Origin of the sequence: Rhodococcus sp. NPDC056516 (genome assembly GCF_042794655.1) — a bacterium.
In the GTDB taxonomy this organism is placed as follows: domain Bacteria; phylum Actinomycetota; class Actinomycetes; order Mycobacteriales; family Mycobacteriaceae; genus Rhodococcus_F.
Window position 1 is genome coordinate 633,262 of the sequence record NZ_JBHTTG010000004.1, and the last position, 18,481, is coordinate 651,742.

Annotated in this window: 18 protein-coding genes and 1 tRNA gene; 17 read left to right on the forward strand and 2 right to left on the reverse strand. The window is 63.8% G+C overall.

What is annotated here, in order from left to right; translation table 11 throughout:
• Positions 1-3: 3 nt before the first annotated feature.
• Both ACFQ6Y_RS15830 and ACFQ6Y_RS15835 read left to right on the forward strand, forming a co-directional pair.
• A complete protein-coding gene (locus tag ACFQ6Y_RS15830) occupies positions 4-1,728 on the forward strand; it encodes a dipeptide ABC transporter ATP-binding protein (protein WP_378634282.1) in 1,725 nt (574 codons plus the stop codon).
• A 56-nt stretch (positions 1,729-1,784) separates the two neighbouring features.
• A complete protein-coding gene (locus ACFQ6Y_RS15835; protein WP_378537110.1) occupies positions 1,785-2,534 on the forward strand; it encodes an oxidoreductase in 750 nt (249 codons plus the stop codon).
• A 391-nt stretch (positions 2,535-2,925) separates the two neighbouring features.
• Here ACFQ6Y_RS15835 and ACFQ6Y_RS15840 read toward each other — a convergent pair whose 3' ends face one another.
• Complete coding sequence (locus tag ACFQ6Y_RS15840; RefSeq protein WP_378540435.1) at positions 2,926-3,744, reverse strand: HAD-IB family hydrolase; 819 nt, start codon at positions 3,742-3,744, stop codon at positions 2,926-2,928.
• Between the two features lie 312 nt (positions 3,745-4,056).
• Between ACFQ6Y_RS15840 and ssd the strand changes: the two genes are divergently transcribed.
• From ssd to ACFQ6Y_RS15875, 7 genes are all read left to right on the forward strand, one after another.
• Positions 4,057-5,151: a septum site-determining protein Ssd gene (gene ssd / locus ACFQ6Y_RS15845; RefSeq protein ID WP_378540433.1), complete on the forward strand. Its 1,095-nt coding sequence runs from the start codon at positions 4,057-4,059 to the stop codon at positions 5,149-5,151.
• Positions 5,148-6,329 (forward strand): TadA family conjugal transfer-associated ATPase, encoded by a 1,182-nt coding sequence (locus tag ACFQ6Y_RS15850; protein WP_378634286.1) that lies wholly within the window; start codon positions 5,148-5,150, stop codon positions 6,327-6,329. Before ssd ends, ACFQ6Y_RS15850 begins: the two co-directional genes overlap by 4 nt.
• Positions 6,326-7,114: a type II secretion system F family protein gene (locus ACFQ6Y_RS15855; protein WP_378634291.1), complete on the forward strand. Its 789-nt coding sequence runs from the start codon at positions 6,326-6,328 to the stop codon at positions 7,112-7,114. The genes ACFQ6Y_RS15850 and ACFQ6Y_RS15855 overlap by 4 nt, the downstream gene beginning before the upstream one ends.
• Positions 7,111-7,695, forward strand: coding sequence for a type II secretion system F family protein (locus ACFQ6Y_RS15860; protein ID WP_378634295.1), 585 nt, complete (start codon positions 7,111-7,113; stop codon positions 7,693-7,695). Before ACFQ6Y_RS15855 ends, ACFQ6Y_RS15860 begins: the two co-directional genes overlap by 4 nt.
• 65 nt (positions 7,696-7,760) lie before the next feature.
• Complete coding sequence (locus tag ACFQ6Y_RS15865; protein ID WP_378540425.1) at positions 7,761-7,964, forward strand: DUF4244 domain-containing protein; 204 nt, start codon at positions 7,761-7,763, stop codon at positions 7,962-7,964.
• On the forward strand, positions 7,964-8,323 hold the full coding sequence (locus ACFQ6Y_RS15870; RefSeq protein WP_378634299.1) for a TadE family type IV pilus minor pilin: 360 nt from the start codon (positions 7,964-7,966) through the stop codon (positions 8,321-8,323). The genes ACFQ6Y_RS15865 and ACFQ6Y_RS15870 overlap by 1 nt, the downstream gene beginning before the upstream one ends.
• The gene (locus tag ACFQ6Y_RS15875; protein WP_378634304.1) at positions 8,320-8,670 is read left to right on the forward strand and encodes an Rv3654c family TadE-like protein; all 351 of its coding nucleotides are present in this window, start codon (positions 8,320-8,322) and stop codon (positions 8,668-8,670) included. The genes ACFQ6Y_RS15870 and ACFQ6Y_RS15875 overlap by 4 nt, the downstream gene beginning before the upstream one ends.
• Here the strand turns inward: ACFQ6Y_RS15875 and ACFQ6Y_RS15880 are convergent.
• Entirely contained in the window at positions 8,663-10,951 is a 2,289-nt protein-coding gene (locus tag ACFQ6Y_RS15880) for a DEAD/DEAH box helicase (RefSeq protein WP_378634375.1), read from the reverse strand. The two genes, ACFQ6Y_RS15875 and ACFQ6Y_RS15880, sit on opposite strands and share 8 nt — an antisense overlap.
• Positions 10,952-11,407: 456 nt before the next feature.
• On the opposite strand from ACFQ6Y_RS15880, the gene ACFQ6Y_RS15885 reads away from it, so the two are divergent.
• The 8 genes from ACFQ6Y_RS15885 (at position 11,408) to ACFQ6Y_RS15920 (ending at position 18,369) form a co-directional block, all read left to right on the forward strand.
• Positions 11,408-11,611, forward strand: a complete 204-nt coding sequence (locus ACFQ6Y_RS15885; protein ID WP_003946117.1) for a cold-shock protein — start codon at positions 11,408-11,410, stop codon at positions 11,609-11,611.
• A 185-nt stretch (positions 11,612-11,796) separates the two neighbouring features.
• Positions 11,797-12,381: a hypothetical protein gene (locus ACFQ6Y_RS15890; protein ID WP_317553427.1), complete on the forward strand. Its 585-nt coding sequence runs from the start codon at positions 11,797-11,799 to the stop codon at positions 12,379-12,381.
• Between the two features lie 192 nt (positions 12,382-12,573).
• A complete protein-coding gene (gene topA, locus ACFQ6Y_RS15895; RefSeq protein WP_378634308.1) occupies positions 12,574-15,510 on the forward strand; it encodes a type I DNA topoisomerase in 2,937 nt (978 codons plus the stop codon).
• Between the two features lie 33 nt (positions 15,511-15,543).
• The gene (locus ACFQ6Y_RS15900) at positions 15,544-16,773 is read left to right on the forward strand and encodes a DNA polymerase III subunit delta' (protein ID WP_378445759.1); all 1,230 of its coding nucleotides are present in this window, start codon (positions 15,544-15,546) and stop codon (positions 16,771-16,773) included.
• A gap of 30 nt (positions 16,774-16,803) precedes the next feature.
• Positions 16,804-16,876, forward strand: a tRNA-Thr gene (locus tag ACFQ6Y_RS15905).
• A gap of 120 nt (positions 16,877-16,996) precedes the next feature.
• The gene (locus ACFQ6Y_RS15910) at positions 16,997-17,566 is read left to right on the forward strand and encodes an RDD family protein (RefSeq protein ID WP_378540415.1); all 570 of its coding nucleotides are present in this window, start codon (positions 16,997-16,999) and stop codon (positions 17,564-17,566) included.
• Between the two features lie 30 nt (positions 17,567-17,596).
• Positions 17,597-18,019, forward strand: a complete 423-nt coding sequence (locus tag ACFQ6Y_RS15915; protein WP_378537140.1) for a DUF2752 domain-containing protein — start codon at positions 17,597-17,599, stop codon at positions 18,017-18,019.
• A gap of 152 nt (positions 18,020-18,171) precedes the next feature.
• Positions 18,172-18,369 (forward strand): hypothetical protein, encoded by a 198-nt coding sequence (locus tag ACFQ6Y_RS15920; protein WP_003946112.1) that lies wholly within the window; start codon positions 18,172-18,174, stop codon positions 18,367-18,369.
• Positions 18,370-18,481: the final 112 nt, after the last annotated feature.

The window sequence follows — 18,481 nt, forward strand, 5'->3', positions numbered from 1 at the left end:
ACGATGACCACCAAGGAAACTCTCACCTCGGAGGAAACTCCGTTGCTCGAGATTCGTGATCTCGAGGTGTCGTTCCAGTCTAATTCGGGTCCCGTTCCGGCAGTTCGAGGCGTCAGCCTGACGGTCTATCCGGGTCAGACGGTCGCCATCGTCGGCGAATCGGGCTCGGGTAAGTCCACCACCGCCCACTCGATCATCAATCTGCTTCCCGGCACCGGCAAGGTGACGGCAGGCGAGATCATCTTCGACGGCAAGGACATCTCGAAGCTTTCGGAGAAGGACTTCGTCCACATCCGGGGCAGCCAGATCGGGTTGGTTCCGCAGGACCCGATGTCGAATCTGAATCCGGTGTGGAAAGTGGGCTTCCAGATCGAGGAAGCACTGGCCGCCAACGGGATCGCCAAGGGCAAAGCGGCCAAGGTTCGGGCCGCCGAATTGCTCGAGGAGGCCGGCCTCGCCGAAGCCGAGAGCAGGTTGGGACAGTACCCGCACGAGTTCTCGGGCGGTATGCGTCAGCGCGCACTCATTGCGATCGGGTTGTCCGCCCGTCCGAAGCTCCTGATCGCGGACGAGCCGACGTCGGCGCTCGACGTCACCGTCCAACGTCAGATCCTCGACCACCTCGACGGTCTGACTACGGAACTCGGCACCGCAGTTCTGCTCATCACCCACGATCTGGGATTGGCCGCCGAGCGCGCCGAGCACCTGATCGTGATGAGCAAGGGGCGCATCGTCGAATCCGGTCCGGCACTGGAGATTCTGAAGCGCCCGCAGCATCCGTACACACAGAAGCTGGTCGCTGCTGCGCCGTCGTTGGCGTCGAAGCGACTCAGCTCTTCGGTAGCGCGCGCCGAGATTCGGGAACAGGCGGAAGAGGTCGCGGAAGCGGTCAAGGCCGAGGAAAGTACAACAGAGTCCTTCGGCAAGGCGACCGACGACGTTCTTGTCGTCGATCATCTGACCAAGGTGTTCAAGCTGCGCAAGGGTTTCCGCAAGACCACCGACTTCACAGCCGTGAACGACGTGTCCTTCAAGGTCCGCCGCGGAACCACAACGGCGATCGTCGGTGAATCGGGTTCCGGTAAGTCGACGGTCGCGCAGATGGTCCTCGGCCTGCTCGAGCCCACGGCAGGAAACGTGGTCTTCGACGGTCAGGACGTGGCGAAACTCGGCGCGAAGGAAACCTTTGCGTTCCGTCGCCGAGTCCAGCCGATCTTCCAGAACCCCTACGGCACGCTCGACCCGATGTACTCGATCTACCGCACGATCGAGGAGCCGCTGCGTACCCACAAGGTCGGGACCAAAGCCGAACGTGAGGCTCGCGTTCGCGAACTTCTCGACAAGGTCGGTCTGCCCCAGTCGGTCATGCGACGCTTCCCGAACGAGCTCTCCGGCGGACAGCGTCAGCGTGTCGCAATTGCGCGCGCGCTGGCTCTGCAGCCGGAGGTCGTCATCTGCGACGAGGCGGTCTCCGCTCTCGACGTGCTCGTTCAGGATCAGATCTTGACCCTGCTGAATGACCTGCAGGCAGAGTTCGGGTTGACGTACCTCTTCATCACGCACGACCTGGCCGTGGTTCGTCAGATCGCGGACAACGTGTTGGTGATGTCGCGTGGCTCGATCGTCGAATCGGCGCCGATCGACGACGTGTTCGGCAATCCGCAGCAGGACTACACACGCAAGTTGCTCGACGCGATTCCCGGTGGCTCCATCAAGCTGGGAAGCTGACGCAACAGGTAGGTAGGCAAGTCCGCAGAGGGGCTGCAAGGGTACCGTCGTTGATCGTGACGGACCCCTTGCAGCCCCTCGTCGATCTTCCAGGCGTACGCGCCGCCGCCGATCATGCGCGCGACGCTCTGGGTGAGGTTCATCGGCACAAGACCAACCGTCGCGGTTGGCCCACCACTGCCGCCGAAGCCGCGGTTCGCGCTGCGCGAGCCTCCGCTTCGCTGGCCGGCGGCACCACCGAATTGCCGGCCGAGGGCATGGCCGGTGATCCGATTCTCGCGGGTGCTCTGCGAGTGGCTCAGGCTCTGGACGGAGACAGCCTTCCGCTCATGGAGTCGACGTGGAAACGCGCCCCACTGCAGGCTTTGGCCCGGCTGCACCTGTTGGCCGCGGCAGACCTCGTCGAGGACGCGGATCAACTGGGACGGCCACGGTCGGACCGCGGCGTGGGGGAGCGCTTGGACGCTCTCGCCCAACTCGTCACCGGCGGAACCACTGCACCGGCACCGGTTCTGGCAGCCGTCGTACACGGAGAACTCTTGGCGCTGAGCCCGTTCGGCACGGCTGACGGCATCGTCGCCCGCGCGGCCTCGCGTCTGGTTGCGGTCTCGTCGGGGTTGGATCCGCACAATCTCGGGGTCCCCGAGGTCAGTTGGCTTCGGCGGCCGCAGGCGTACACGGACGGCGCGGCGGGATTCGCTTCGGGAAATCCGGCGGGCGTCGGCAGCTGGGTGATCCTGTGCTGCGGTGCGCTCGAAGCCGGTGCGCGAGAAGCGACTTCGATTGCAGACGCAGCTACCGGGTAGTCCGGACAATTGCCCCTGTCGGAACATAACGAACGGGCGGCGCTGCCGATAAATCGACTTCGCCGCCCGTCAGCACGGACTACTCGTTACCAAGCGTGCTCGGTGGGTTGTGTGGGTGGCCTCGGCGAGGGATCGCACTTTCCGAGGTCGTCCCCGCAACCTGTGCGGGGTCCTCGCTCAAATTGAACGAATCTCGCAGGCCCACAACGCTTCTGCCCTTATAGTGGCTTGTGCTCCGCGTGGGTGCCCTAGTGCCCGTGCTAGGAATTTCAGTTGGGGAAACGGTCCTTCTCTTCCGAACCGTTCCTGGCCTTCCGTTCTTCCGTAACTCCTTTGTACCCTGTGTCCGGGCTCACAGCAAGTACCAATTTTTGTTTGTGGGCCTTGGATTTCAGCGTTTCCGGCGTAGTAGCCCGAAGGTCATGGCACCGGCCACCACAGCTGCGATTCCCACCGCGGCAGTAGTGGCCACCGTCGTCGTGGATTGGGCCGACAATCGCGCACGAAGTGAGACCGGATTCGAGAAAGTCAGTATGGGCCAACCGTTTACGGCTGCTTCCTTGCGCAATGCACGATCGGGGTTGACCGCGGTGGGATGTCCGACCGCCGCGAGCATGGGCAAATCGGTCACCGAGTCGGAGTAGGCGTAACTGGCGGCGAGGTCGTAGCCGTACTCCGCGGCAAGTTTTTCCATCGCCTCGACCTTGCCCGGACCGTAGCAGTAGAAGTCGACCTCGCCGGTGTAGTGGCCGTCTTCTTCCCTCATCGACGTCGCGACGGAATGGGTGGCGCCGAGGGCGCGGGCGATCGGTGCGACGATCTCCTCACCCGAAGCCGACACCACGATGACGTCGTGTCCGCGCAGCTTGTGATCTGCGATCAGATCGGCCGCCTCGGCGAAGACGAGTGGGTCGACGATGTCGTGCAGAGTCTCCGCGACGATGGCCTTCACCTGCTCCACGTCCCAACCCGCACACATCGCCGTCAGGTGCTCGCGCATGCGCTCCATCTGATCGTGATCGGCGCCGGACAGTAGGAACAGGAATTGTGCATAGCTGCTCTTGAGAACCGAGCGTCGATTGATCAGACCCTGGGCGAAGAATGGCTTGCTGAACGCCAGGGTGCTCGACTTCGCGATGATCGTTTTGTCCAAATCGAAGAAAGCGGCTGTCCGCCCGGTATTCAGTCCGTTCGCAGGCTTGTCGGTCACAGGAATGAGGATAGTCCGACAGGCAGTTCGTGTGCTCCTCGGCAAGCATCCTCTTTCGGCGAAAAACAGCAGTTCAGTGCAGCTCAGGCTTGCGTTTCTCGCCGATGTCGGGTGTAAGATCGTTGCTGTTCGATTCGTTCGAACTAGTTCAGCCCGACCCCCCGGGGCTGAACTCAGACGGCCCCCGCCTCCTCCCCCCATTGGCGGGGGTCGTCCTCTGTCTGCGGCCCGTTTCTCCACAACTTCGTAGTTGTCCACAGGGTCGTTCACCGCACTGTTTCCGGTGCCCGTTGTCGTTCAGGCTCTGCAGTCATGAACACGACGATCAATTCTCGGGAAACCGGCGCTTGCATTCTGGTTCTCGTCGACGACGCGAAGGTCCTCGCGAGCGTGCGACGCGTCGCTGCCGCGGTGGACCGCCGTGTGGACGAGGCCGAGCATCCCGTGTCCCGGCAACAGTGGAACCGCGCTTCGGCGATCGTATTGGACGCGTCGGCTGCGCGAGATGCGCTGGCTCGTTCCCCCAAGCGAACGCGAGTGTTCCTCGTATGCGACGGCACACCGACCGTCGACGATTGGAAGAGCGCCACAGCGATCGGAGCCGACAGCGTCCTGTCTCTGCCCGAAGAGGAGAACGCGTTGGTCGCAGTTCTGGCCGACCACGTCGACGTAGGGGGTGACGGCACCGTCGTGAGTGTGGTGGGTGGTTGTGGCGGCGGCGGAGCTTCGGCAACAGCGGCGGCCGTCGCGTTGACGTCGGCGGCGCGTCACGTCCCGACGCTGCTGGTGGACGTCGACGCACTCGGTTCCGGCGCCGACGTCCTGTTGGGTATCGAGACGGCCCCCGGATTGCGCTGGGGTGCACTGACCGTCGAGGGCGGACGGTTGGCGCCGGACGCGCTGCGTGATGCGTTGCCGGCAAAGGGAAAGTTCTTGAGGGTTCTGGCGAGCAGTCGGCGTGAGATCGACGGTCCGACGGTCACCGCTGTTCGTGCTGTGCTGGACGCAGGTCGCAGATCCGGTGGACTCGTGGTCTGCGACCTGCCGCGTCACCCCAGCGAAGTCGGCCAGGCTGTCCTGGAGATCTCGGATTTTGTCCTCGTCGTGGTTCCTGCCACCGTGGCCGCGTGTGTCGCTGCCGAGAAGGTCGGGGCCTGGGTGATGCGACACAACTCCAACGTCGGACTCGTCGTGCGTGGGCCGGCGCCGGGAGGGCTACGCGGCGCCGATGTGGCGGACATGCTCGGCCTGCCCCTGACAGCCGTCATGCGTGGCCACCGTTCGCTGGCGCCGATGCTCGAGCGCGGTGGCCTCGAATTGACCCGCGGTTGTCCGTTGAGTCTGGCGGCAACAGCGGTACTCGACGCCGTCGAATCCGGCGCACGCCCGCGCAGGGCTGCAGCATGAGTGCGTTGGTCACGGCCGAACTGCTCGACCGCGTTCGCGAGCGACTGACGGCGTCGTCGGTCGCCGAACCGACGGCAGCCACCGTTGCCGATGCCGTACGAGCCGAGTCCTCCGGCGTTCTGGCGGACACCGACCTGTTGGAGGTCGTCAGGGTGCTCCAGACGGAACTGACGGGCGCCGGGCCGCTCGAACCCCTGCTTCACGAACCCGGTGTCGCCGACGTACTGGTGACCGCGCCGGATCAGGTCTGGGTGGACCGCGGGGTCGGCCTCGAAAGGTCAGCGGTGCGGTTCACCGACGAGGCAGCTGTGCGTCGACTGGCGCAACGGTTGGCGCTGTCGGCAGGTCGACGCCTTGACGACGCCCAACCGTGGGTCGACGGGCGCCTGCGGGGCGTCGGCGACGGGCACTTCGGGGTGCGGCTGCACGCCGTACTGGCACCGGTTGCCCAGGGCGGAACCTGCGTGTCACTGCGAGTGCTGCGGCCGGCGACACAGGGCCTCGACGCGCTGTGCGCTCACGGCGCCGTGGAACCGGATGCGCGCGAACTCCTGAATCGCATCATCTCTTCTCGCTTGGCTTTCCTTGTGATCGGCGGAACCAGCGCGGGAAAGACTACGTTGTTGTCCGCGATGCTCGGTGCCGTCGACCCGCGCGAGCGAATCGTCTGCGTCGAGGACGCGGCCGAACTCGCGCCGCCGCATCCGCACGTCGTCCGCCTCGTGGCCAGAGCTCCCAACGTGGAGGGCGTCGGAGAGGTGACAGTGCGTGACCTGGTTCGGCAGGCTCTGCGGATGCGTCCCGATCGCATCGTCGTCGGTGAGGTTCGCGGCGCAGAGGTGACGGATCTGCTCACGGCGATGAACACCGGCCACGACGGCGGGGCCGGCACCGTCCACGCCAATTCGCCCGAAGAGGTGCCGGCCAGGCTCGAGGCGTTGGCTGCACTCGGCGGTATGGATCGCCACGCGCTGCACAGTCAACTTGCCGCGGCGGTTCAAGTGATCCTGCACGTGCACAGGTTGGCCGACGGATCGAGACGTCTCGAACAGATCGGTGTCATCGACCGCGGTGCGGACGGATACGTGCGAATCACGCAGGCGTGGCCGGACGGCGGTTCGGGTCGTGAGCAGGTCGAGCGGATGTTCCGGCTTCGCAATCGGGAGGTCGGGACGTGACAGTCTCGCTCTTGATGTTCGCGTTGGCGGTCTCGATTGCGCCGGTGAGGGATTCACGAGCTCGGCTCGCAACGTACAACCCGAGTATCCACAAGCCCTCCCGGCAGATTCCATGGGAGTTCGTCGCCGCATTTCTCGCGATCTCGGCCGCGTGGGTTCTCGGAGGTCTTCCGGCCGGGTGCGCGGCGGTCGTCCTCGCCGGGACCCTGATCTTTCGTGGCCGACGCGCGAAGGCGGCCGAAAACCGAGACCTCTCACAGAAGATGCTGCTCGCCGGTTTGGAGGTGCTGATCGCAGAGTTGAGCGTCGGCGCACATCCTGCAGCGGCCAGTTCTGTTGCAGGCGAGGAATGTACCGGCGAAGTGAGCGCGGTGTTCCGGTCCGCTGGGGCGAGGGCGCGTCTCGGCGGTTCTGCCGCAGCGGCCTTCGTGGTACCGGATTCCGGCATCGAGCGTGAGTTCTCCCGCGTCGGATCCGTCTGGCGGGTCGCAGACCAACACGGGCTGGCTCTGGCGGAACTACTCGGCGCCGTCCGGACGGACATGTTGGGACGTAGACGCTTTCGTCAACGCACCGAGGCCGGGTTGGCGGGCGCGCGGGCGACCGCTGCGGTCTTGGCCTTTCTCCCGCTGTTGGGGATCGGTCTCGGGCAATTGATGGGTGCTTCGCCGCTGCGCGTGCTGTTCGGAGGTGGGCTCGGCGGCGTGCTCCTGGTGATCGGAACCGCTTGTGTCTCAGCTGGTCTGCTCTGGACCGACCGGATAACCGCGAAGGTCACGTCGTGAGTTGGGCATCCGTGGCGATGATGGCGTTGGCGCTCGCGATCATTCCCGCTCGGCGCGGTGCTTCGGCCAGGGCGGCAGAAATTCTCTTCGCGGACACAACAACAGAAAATTCGGTTTCAGTCCCGGACAAGCCGGATCCACTCGCAGTTGCCGCAAGTCTCGACCTTCTCGGGGCCTGCCTACGAGCGGGGCTTCCCGTCTCCGCCGCGATCACAGCGATGGCGTCGACCGCGCCGAAACCGATGGCAGATTCGCTTCGTCGCGTCGCCGACCTTCTTGCGCTCGGTGCTGATCCCGACGCCGCGTGGAGCGAGGCCGCTCTCGATCCGGATACCGAAGCCCTGGCCAGGATGGCCCGGCGTTCGGCGCGTTCGGGTTCGTCGTTGTCCTCGTCCATGACCGAACTCGCCGAGCGTAGTCGCGGTGAGGCGGAGGATCGGGCGGCTGCCGCAGCCGAACGCGCGGGAGTGCTGATCAGCGGTCCACTCGGGCTGTGTTTCCTGCCGGCGTTCATCGCCTTGGGCATCGTCCCGGTGGTGATCGGGCTTGCCGCGACTGTGCTCGGTAACGGCCTGCTGTGAGCCGGATCCGAGTGAAAGCTCCTGCGGCAGAAGTACTGCCACAGGTTTCGATTGAAGGGGGAGAAATGATTTCGAAGACGTTGAGGTCGGTGTCGGCTAGATTTGCGCTGTTGGTAACGGAGGACGACGGTATGTCGACTGCGGAGTATGCGATCGGCACGATTGCGGCCGCCGCATTCGGTGCCGTCCTGTACACGGTTGTCACCGGCGACTCCATTGTCTCCGCGCTGACAGGCATCATCGACAAGGCGCTCAAGACAGCTGTGTGATGTTGTCCACGAGAGGTATTCGGCAAGCCGACGACGGCGCCGTGACGGTCGAGGCCGCGATTGCTCTGGCTTCGATCGTCACGGTGGTCGTGCTGTGTATCGGCGGAGTCCTCGCGGTGTCGATGCAGGTTCGGTGTGTCGACGCCGCTCGTGAGGCCGCACGTCTGGTGGCACGTGGTGATCGTGAGTCTGCGATCACCACGGCCCGCCGGATCGCACCCCAAGATGCGTCGATCTCGGTGGAGATCGTGGACGGCTTTGCCGTTGCCGTTGTCAGCGCCGAAAGTACGCTGCTGCCGTTGGTCGACATCTCTTCCGAGGCGGTGGCAGCAGTGGAACCGGGGGTGGAAGAGGGGTGAACCTACGTGACGACGAAGGTGTTGCCACGGTTCTGGCATGCTGCGTTCTGGCAGCGATCGTGATGGTGACCGGCGGGATACTGCATGTCGGGTCCGCGGTGGTGGCCCGGCACACGGCGCAGTCGGCGGCTGATCTTTCGGCCCTCGGCGGTGCGGGCGCCTTGGACGGCGGTGACGAGGCGGCGTGTGAAATGTCCGCGGTGATCGCGGAGCGGATGCGTACGGTGCTCGAGGGGTGCGATGTCCAGGGGTGGGATGTAGTCGTCGAGATACGCGCACCGGTGTTGTTGTCGGGCTTCGGGATCGGTGATGCGCAGGCCTACGCTCGTGCGGGTCCGGTCAGCTGATCGTGTCGATGACGGCGGTCAGAACCTTCACCGCGCCGTCCTTGTCGAGTGGGTCGTTTCCGTTGCCGCACTTGGGTGAATAGACGCAGGACGGGCATCCGTGAGTGCACTCGCAGGAGAGTATGGCGTCGCGCGTCGCGGTGAGCCACCGTGACAGTTCGCTGTGCCCCCGGTCGGCGAACCCGGCGCCGCCGGCGTGACCGTCGTAGACGAAGACCGTCGGGAGTCCGGTGTCCGCGTGCATCGCAGTCGATACTCCGCCGATGTCTCCGCGGTCGCAGATCGCCACCAGCGGCAGAAGTCCGATCGCTGCATGTTCGGCGGCATGCAGTGATCCGGGGAACCGTTCGGGCGGCACCCCGATGGATTCGAGGAGTTCGGGCGTGACCGTGTACATCACTGCCCTGGTGGGCAAAGTGTGTGCGGGCATGTCGAGTTCGATCGAGTCGAGGACTTCACCCGAAGTCAACCGTCGTAGGTACCCGACGACTTGATGTGTCACCTCGACCTGGACGAGAGCGACGGCGATGTCGCCGTAGTTCTTGTGCTCGAGTTGTTCGGTGATCGTGATTTCGGTGGTTTCGCGAGCCGAGGTAGTCCAGTCAGGATTCTCGGTGTGAACCAGTGCGAGTCCGACGTCGAGGTCCAGTTCGTCGACGACGTAGGTCTCGCCTTGATGGATGTGGACGGCGCCGGGATGAACTGTGGCCGGAGCGCGGCCCGCGTCGACAGTGCCGAGCATTCGGCCGGATTCACCGTCGACAATGGCCACCTGCGTTCCGATGCCGCCGCGAATGTCCAAAGAGCCGTGGGGGTTCGAATCAGCGGTGACGAACCATCCGTGCTTTCGGCGCCGGATCTTGCCTTCCTCCGACAGTCTGGTCAGAACTTCGAGAGCCCCGAATGCGTCCACCTCGGCGTCGGAAAGTGGGAGTTCCATTGCAGCGCAGAGAAGTTGTGGTCCTAGAACGTACGGATTTCCGGGATCTGTCACCGTCGCCTCGACAGGTTTGTCCAGTACCGCCGACGGATGATGAACGAGGTAGGTGTCGAGTGGATCGTCGCGGGCGATCAACACGACGAGTGAACCCTCACCGCGTCGCCCGGAGCGACCGGCCTGCTGCCAGAACGACGCGACGGTGCCCGGGAAGCCTGCCACGACAACGGCGTCGAGGCCGGCGATGTCGACGCCGAGTTCCAGTGCGTTGGTGGTGGCTGCGCCCAGCAGTGTGCCGTCGGCGAGTGCAGCTTCCAGTTCGCGTCGGTCCTCGGCCAGATATCCGGCGCGATACGACGCGACTCGCTCGGCGAGGTCCGGGTCCACCTCGGCGAGTAGACGTTTGGTGGCCATCGCGGTCAGCTCGGCGCCGCGGCGGGAGCGAACGAAGGTGAGAGTGCGGGCGCCCTCGATCATGAGGTCGGCCATGATCCGCGCAGCTTCCGCACCCGCGGGACGTCGTACCGGGCTACCGTTTTCGCCGGTCAATGCTTCGAGCAGCGGCGGTTCCCACAGCGCGACGGTACGTGGGCCGTGCGGCGATCCGTCTTCCGTGACCTCGGTGCAGTGGGCGCCGATCAGCCGCGAGGCTGCCGCGCCGGGATCTGCGGTGGTTGCGCTGGCCAGGATGAAGGTGGGTTCGGCGCCGTAACGGGCCGCAATCCTTCGCAGTCGCCGGATCACGAGCGCGACGTTCGATCCGAAGACTCCCCTGTAGGAGTGGCATTCGTCGATGATCACGTATTTCAGGTTGCGGAAGAAGTGCGCCCATCGTTGATGGGTCCGGAGCAGTGAAATGTGGATCATGTCGGGGTTGGTGAAGAGCCAGCGTGAGTTCTCGCGCGCCCAGGTGCGGAGTTCTTGCGAGGTGTCGCCGTCGTACGCACTGGCGTTGGTGCTGCGAAGTTCCACGTCGAAGTCGGTGAGGGACAGCACCGCTCGCAGTTGATCGGAGCCCAGCGCTTTGGTGGGCGAGAGGTAGAGGGCTGTTGCGAGCGGGTCGGTTGCCATGGCCGTCAGCACCGGGAGTTGGTATGCCAGAGACTTACCCGACGCGGTACCGGTGGCCACGACCACGTGTTTTCCGTCGTATGCGAGGCCGGCAGCCTCGCTCTGGTGGATCCACGGGGACCGAACGCTGTGTTCGGCGAGCGCGCGTACGACGCTGGGGTGCACCCACTCCGGCCATTCGGTGAACTCGGCTACGCGAGCCGGTAGCTGCGCGGTGAACATCAGTGGTTTTTCGCTTCCACTGACCCCGGCGACGACGCGATCGAGCAGCATCTGCCCGTAGGTCTCGCCAGGCTTCCCTCCCGGGGCGGGGATCGGGGAAGGTGCGTTCACGTGACTCTCCGGGCTCGGCGTAGGGGCGTGGCGGCAATCGGAAACTGTCGCTACCTGCAGTTTTGATGATACGCAACCGTCAACGGTCTTGGTGAAACCGGGTGGTCGGCGCGCACGCGGGAAACCACGGTCGCGGGCTGTTTTTCTCGTAGCGAACTTTTAACGTTTTTAGTTCCGTTTTCGACTGTTGTGCACGCGGAGAACATGGTTGACTGACAATCGGTCGCAGCTTCTGTGTTCGTAGGCTTGAGAAAGTGCACGCTCGCAGGATCGTTGTTGCGGGCGCGGTGCTCTGCCTTTCCTGAGGGGGAAATAAAGACGTACAGCGGTCGGAACCGGCCCGGTGGACTGTAAGGGCTGTTCACCGAATCCGGTGTTAGAAAGAGAAGGAAAAGCATGGCACAGGGCACTGTGAAGTGGTTCAACGCTGAAAAGGGCTTCGGCTTCATCGCTCCCGAAGACGGTTCCGCAGACGTCTTCGTTCACTACTCCGAAATTCAGGGCAACGGCTTCCGTACCCTCGAGGAGAACCAGCGTGTGGAGTTCGAGGTCGGCCAGGGCACCAAGGGTCCCCAGGCTACCGGCGTTCGCGCGGTCTGATTTTTCCGCTCACTTGCTGAGCGAATAGTTCGGACAGTATTTGTCCCCCATCGCATCTGTGCGGTGGGGGACAAATCTTTTCGGTGCAAGCAAGAGTCTTCTCCATCCGGAGTGAATACACGCAGCTGTTCGACCACGGCCGGTCGTCTATGCCGTCACTACCTTCGTGGCTTACGTTTCACTCTGTGAGCCAACTGTCCTTTTTCTCTGCCGAGTCGATTCCACCTGCCGTGACGGACCTTGCCGGAATGCTGGCCGGACCGGGTCAGGTCGTGACCTCGGAGGATCGAGCCCGGATCTCGATCGTCGTGGATCGGGACTGGAGAGCGCAGGCCGTGGCCGAGTTGATCGCGCAGTGTGGACTCGGGGCCGAGGTGACGCGCAGTGACGAGGGCAGTCCACTCGTGCGTACTCAGTCGACGCCCGCACTGCTTCCTCTGTCCGTGCAGTGGACCAAGGGTGCAGTGAAGGCGGTGCCGGTCGGGTGGGTTCCTAATTCTCGCCAACTCCGAGTCTGGGCCGTCGCCGCCGGCCGTCTCGAAGAAGGCGGTGAACGATTCGTGTTCGGCCTCGACCCCCATGCCAAGGAAACTCATGCTCCGCTCGCCCAGGCTTTGATGCGAGTAGGTATCGCGCCGACTCAACTGGGTAACCGGACACCGGGTCCGGGACTCCGCGTGTCGGGAAAGAAGAGACTGACAAAGCTCGTCGAATACCTCGGTGAGGCGCCGAAACACGTCGACACTTCGGTCGCCTGGCCGCACGTCTGACGGTACCGATGCCGCATGTCCGACGGTGTCGATGCCGCGTGTCCGACGGAGCCCATACTGTACTGATCTGCACGAATGTCTTGCGGGTATGTCACTCTGTAAAGAGAGACACGGGGTATAACTTGCTCCACACGTCTAGTTCTGAAGAACTGCCGACGGCAGTGAACGTCCAAAGGAAGGCTCGGGCAGCAGGTGGCTAAAGCGGACAACGGCAGCGGTCAGGGAGCGTCCGGTAACCCTCGTCGCCTCGTGATCGTCGAGTCACCGACCAAGGCGCGCAAAATCGCTCCCTACCTCGGTAAGGACTACGTCGTAGAGGCATCGGTCGGTCACATTCGCGACCTGCCGCGCGGCGCAGCAGACGTTCCGGCCAAGTACAAGGGCGAGTCCTGGGCCCGTCTCGGCGTCAACGTCGATCACGACTTCGAGCCGCTCTATGTCGTGAGCCCGGAAAAGAAGGGCAAGGTCGCCGAACTCAAGTCTCTGTTGAAGGACGCCGACGAGCTCTTCCTCGCAACTGACCCCGACCGCGAGGGCGAGGCAATCGCCTGGCATCTCCTCGAGACTCTCAAGCCCAAGATTCCGGTTCGTCGAATGGTCTTCCACGAGATCACCGAGCCGGCAATCCGTGCTGCCGCCGAAGACACCCGCGAACTCGACACCGACCTCGTCGATGCTCAGGAAACCCGCCGCATCCTCGACCGTCTCTACGGTTACGAGGTCAGCCCGGTTCTCTGGAAGAAGGTCATGCCGAAGCTCTCGGCCGGCCGCGTCCAGTCGGTGGCCACTCGCGTCATCGTCCAGCGCGAACGCGAGCGCATGGCGTTCAAGTCGGCGTCGTACTGGGACATTTCCGCGACGCTCGACGCCGGTGCAGAGGCCAGTCCGCGCAGTTTCGGCGCGCGCCTCGTCTCCGTCGACGGTTCGCGTGTCGCTTCCGGCCGCGATTTCGGAGCAGACGGAAAGCTCAAGGGCAGCGCGGTCACCGTGCTCGACGAGGCCTATGCGCGTCGTCTCGCAGAAGCGTTGCAGGGCGTCGACCTCACGGTGTCGTCCGCCGAGGACAAGCCGTACACCCGCAAGCCGTACCCGCCGTTCATGACGTCGACGCTTCAGCAGGAAGCCGGACGCAAGCTTCGTTTCACGTCCGAGCGCGCCATGCGTATCGCGCAGCGGCTGTACGAAAACGGCTACATCACTTACATGCGTACCGACTCGACGACGCTCTCGGAGTCGGCGATCGCTGCCGCTCGAGCGCAGGCCACCGAGTTGTACGGTCCTGAATACGTTCATCCGACCCCGCGCCAGTACACCCGCAAGGTCAAGAACGCGCAGGAAGCTCACGAGGCGATCCGCCCCGCTGGTGACGTGTTCCAGACCCCGGGTCAGTTGCACTCCAAGCTCGACTCCGACGAGTTCAAGCTGTACGAACTCATCTGGCAGCGCACCGTCGCCTCGCAGATGGCCGACGCCCGCGGTACGACGCTCACGCTTCGCATCTCCGGCACGGCAGGCACCGGCGAGGACTGCACGTTCTCCGCTTCAGGTCGCACCATCGTGTTCGCCGGCTTCCTCAAGGCTTACGTCGAAAGTGTCGACGAAGAGGCCGGCGGTCAGTCCGACGACGCCGAATCCAGGCTTCCGGTACTGGTCAAGGGTCAGGAAGTCACGGCAACCAAGCTCGATCCCGACGGGCACAGCACCAACCCGCCCGCCCGCTACACAGAAGCCAGCCTGATCAAGACGCTCGAAGAACTCGGCATCGGCCGTCCTTCGACCTACTCGTCGATCATCAAGACCATTCTCGATCGCGGATACGTCTACAAACGTGGCAGCGCACTGGTGCCGTCCTGGGTGGCGTTTGCCGTCATCGGACTGCTCGAGGTGCACTTCGGCCGACTGGTCGACTTCGATTTCACGGCAGGAATGGAAGACGATCTCGACGCGATCGCCGGCGGCCGTGAGCAGCGCGGCAACTGGCTGAGCAGCTTCTACTTCGGCGGCGAGACAGGCGCAGAAGGTTCGGTCGCCCGCGAGGGTGGGCTGAAGAAGATGGTCGGCGTCAACCTCGAGGAGATCGACGCCCGCGAGGTCAACTCCATCCGTCTCTTCGACGACGCCGAGGGCCGCGAGGTTCACGTGCGTGTCGGCCGGTTCGGCCCGTACCTCGAGCGCATGGTTCAGAATCCGGACGATCCCGAAGGCGATCTGATCTCGCAGCGGGCCAATCTTCCCGATGACCTGCCGCCGGACGAGCTCACCCCCGAGTACGCCGAGAAGCTGTTCTCGACGCCTCAAGAGGGCCGCAAGCTGGGCGTCGACCCACTGACGGGCCACGAGATCGTCGCGAAGGAAGGCCGCTTCGGTCCCTACGTGACCGAGATCCTGCCCGAACCGCCGGCCGAGCCGGAACCGGACATCGTTCCCGTCTCCGCTCCCGAGCCGGAAGAAATCAGCTCGGGCAGTACCAAGACTGCGGTGAAGAAGACCGCGGCCAAGAAGGCGCCGGCGAAGAAGGCTGCCAAGAAGGTCGCGGGCCCCAAGCCGCGGACGGGATCGCTGCTCAAGTCCATGGACTTGGCGACGATCACGTTGGAAGATGCGCTTCGTCTGCTGTCGCTTCCGCGCGTCGTGGGTGTCGACCCCGAATCGAAGGAAGAGATCACTGCGCAGAACGGCCGTTACGGTCCGTACCTGAAGAAGGGCACGGACTCACGCTCGCTCGCCAACGAAGAGCAGATGTTCACCGTCACGCTCGACGAGGCACTCAAGATCTACGCCGAGCCGAAGCGTCGTGGGCGTCAGGCGTCGGCAACGCCTCCGCTGCGTGAGTTGGGTGTCGATCCGGTTAGCGAGAAGCCGATGGTGATCAAGGACGGCCGTTTCGGTCCCTACGTCACCGACGGTGAGACCAACGCCAGCCTTCGCAAGGACGACGACGTCGAATCCATTTCCGATGCTCGTGCGTCGGAGTTGCTGGCTGATCGTCGTGCGCGTGGCCCGGTCAAAAAGAAGGCGGCTGCCAAGAAGGCTCCGGCTAAGAAGGCCGCTGCCAAGAAGACTGCCGCGAAAAAAGCTCCGGCAAAGAAGGCAGCTGCCAAGAAGGCTCCGGCGAAGAAGGACTCGTAGGGCTTCGTCGGTGGCGACGGTTAGGGTTTTTGCATGAGTACTGAAGTGGCCGAACGAGGTGTGTTCGGTCGGCTGGTGGGTCAGCACGACGTCGAGAAAAGTCTGCGTGATGCTGCACTGTCGGCTCGCGGCGATTCCAGCGGCTCGGAAATGACTCACGCGTGGCTGTTCACCGGGCCACCTGGCTCAGGTCGTTCGGTTGCTGCTCTCTGCTTCGCCGCGGCCCTGCAATGCACCTCCGAGGGTGCACCAGGGTGCGGTGAGTGCCATGCGTGTACGACGACGATGGGTGGAACCCACGGTGACGTACGACGGATCATCCCCGACGGCCTGAGCATCAGCGTCAAAGGCATGCGCGAGATAGTCAACATCGCTTCGCGTCGGCCGACGACGGGGCGGTGGCAGGTCATCGTGGTCGAGGATGCTGATCGTTTGACCGAAGGCGCGGCCAACGCACTCCTGAAGGTTGTCGAGGAGCCACCGGACCGCACGGTCATCCTGCTCTGTGCGCCGACGACCGATCCGGAAGACATGTCTGTCACCTTGCGCTCGCGGTGCCGGCACATGCCGTTGGTGACGCCGTCCGTCGAATCGATCGCTCAGGTGCTGATCGACCGCGACGGCCTGGATCCGGAGCGGGCGAGAATCGCGGCATCGATCAGCGGCGGACATGTCGGTCGGGCTCGGCGTCTTGCTACCGACGAGAGTGCGCGGGACGAGCGTCAGCGTTCGTTGCGGCTAGCTGCCGACGCGATCGGTGCGTCGACGGCCTACAAGGCCGCCGAGAACCTGGTGAAGTCGATCGAGGCCGACACCAAGGCGTTCTACGCCGAACTCAAGGAACAGGAACTCGAAGAGCTCAAGGTCTCGCTGGGCGGCGGTGGTACCGGCAAGGGAACGGCCGGGACTCTGCGCGGATCGGCTGGTCTGATCAAAGACCTCGAAGCGCGTCAGAAATCGCGTGACACGCGGGCCCGCCGCGATCTCCTCGACCGGACCCTGATCGACCTGGCCGGCATGTACCGGGACGCACTTTCCTGTTCACTGGGGTCGACGTCGACGGCGACCCATCCCGACATGGCTCGTCAGGCCGCCGAGTTGGCTGCCCGAACGTCCCCGGAGGGGTTGCTGAAGTGCATCGAAGCCGTGCTCGAATGCCGTGAGGCTGTCGACTTCAACGTCAAGTTGCAGTGGGCGCTCGACGCGATGGTTGCCTCCATCGGAGCCGCTTTCAGACCCCCGTTTTCGCGATCCGGGGGTTGACCAGATAGACTCGCCACCGCCGAAAGGCACGCTGCCTTAGCTCAGTCGGTAGAGCATTTCACTCGTAATGAAAAGGTCGAGAGTTCGATTCTCTCAGGCAGCTCGGCCAAGAGCCCCACACCCGGAATCCGGATGTGGGGCTCTTGTCGTTTGTCCCCAATTCTTACGTATGTGCGGTTTATCCTGATTCTGGCGAACACGTGCCTGAGCAGGGGAGACTTCGATGTCGGATCAGAACTGGGGATCGGGCCAACCACCGCAGAATCCGCCGCCGTACGGGCAGATGCCGCCCATGCCGCCGCAGGGTTATCAGTCACCGACGCCCGCCTATCCGTACGCAACGTGGATCTCTCGTGTTCTCGCGTCAATCCTCGACGGCTTTGTCGTTCCGCTTCCGGGCGTCATCCTCGCGATCATCGGGGCGGTGATCGCGTTCTCCGGATCCGAAGTGACCACATACGACGACGGCAGCGTGAGCGCTGAAGGCGGTAATCCGGTCGGCGTGATCGTCATGGTCGTCGGCATACTGGCCATCTTCTTGATCGAGGTGTGGAACCTCGTCTTCAGACAAGGGAACACCGGACAGACGCTCGGCAAGAAGTGGCTGGGGATTTCTGTGATTCGGGAGTCCGACGGTGTGCCTCTCGGACCGGTGGTGGCGCTGCTTCGTTGGATCTTGATGGCGATCCTGGGTGGCGCCTGCTTCCTCAACTATCTCTGGCCGCTCTGGGACTCGAAGCACCAGTGCTGGCACGACATGGTGGTTCGATCGGTAGTCGTTCGCGCGAGCTAGTCGCTGCCGGGGTCTCTTACAGTGGGTGCCATGGAGTTGGAAGCGGTGGCAAGTCGACGACGCGCGCTGGCCGCACCCGTCGGTGTCGCTGCCGTGGCCGTGACAGCCGCCGCGGTTCTCCATTTCCGCGATCCCCACAGCGCGGGTAGTTACGGCGTTTGTCCGATGTACGCGTTGACGGGATTGTGGTGCCCGGCGTGTGGTGGCCTTCGTGCGGTCAACGACCTGACTAATCTGGATCTTGGTGCCGCAGTGTCCAGCAATATCTTGATCGTGCCGTTTGTCGCGGTATTGGTGATCGCGTGGATCGGTTGGACGGTGCGCCGCTGGAAAGGCACGCGGGATCGCATGATCGTGCTTCGGCCGACCGTGACGATCGTGGTGCTCGGAGTTCTCGTTGCATTTACGGTTGTTCGAAACACCCCATGGGGGAGCTGGCTCGCGCCGGCGTGACGGTAAGAGGTCGACATGGCAATGCAGGTTTTTTCGCTCATCGTTCTGCTCGGCGCGCTGATCATTCTGATTCCGACGGCACGACGTGTCTTCGGCAAGAAGGACGACGAGTAGGTCTCGACAACTGAGCCGGTGGGGAACATGCTGGCGGTATGGCTGATTCGTTGAAAGCTCGCGTCAAGGAGAAGCTGCTGCGGCAACTCGCCGAGGACGGTCGGCACCCGATTCAGGAAGCTGAGGGTGACGATCCCCGGTTGGTTTCGATCAACGACGACCTCGAAGCCTTGGAACAGGCCGAAGAAGGCGATCCGATCGTCGAAGAACTGGCCGAGAGGTACTGGGTTCCGTGAAGTTTACCGACCGCAGCGCTCTGACCTGGCGATTTGGTGTTGTGTTGATCTTCGCGTAACTTTGTCCAGGTCAGAGCGACACGGACACCGACTCCCACCTGCGAGGGTGAGT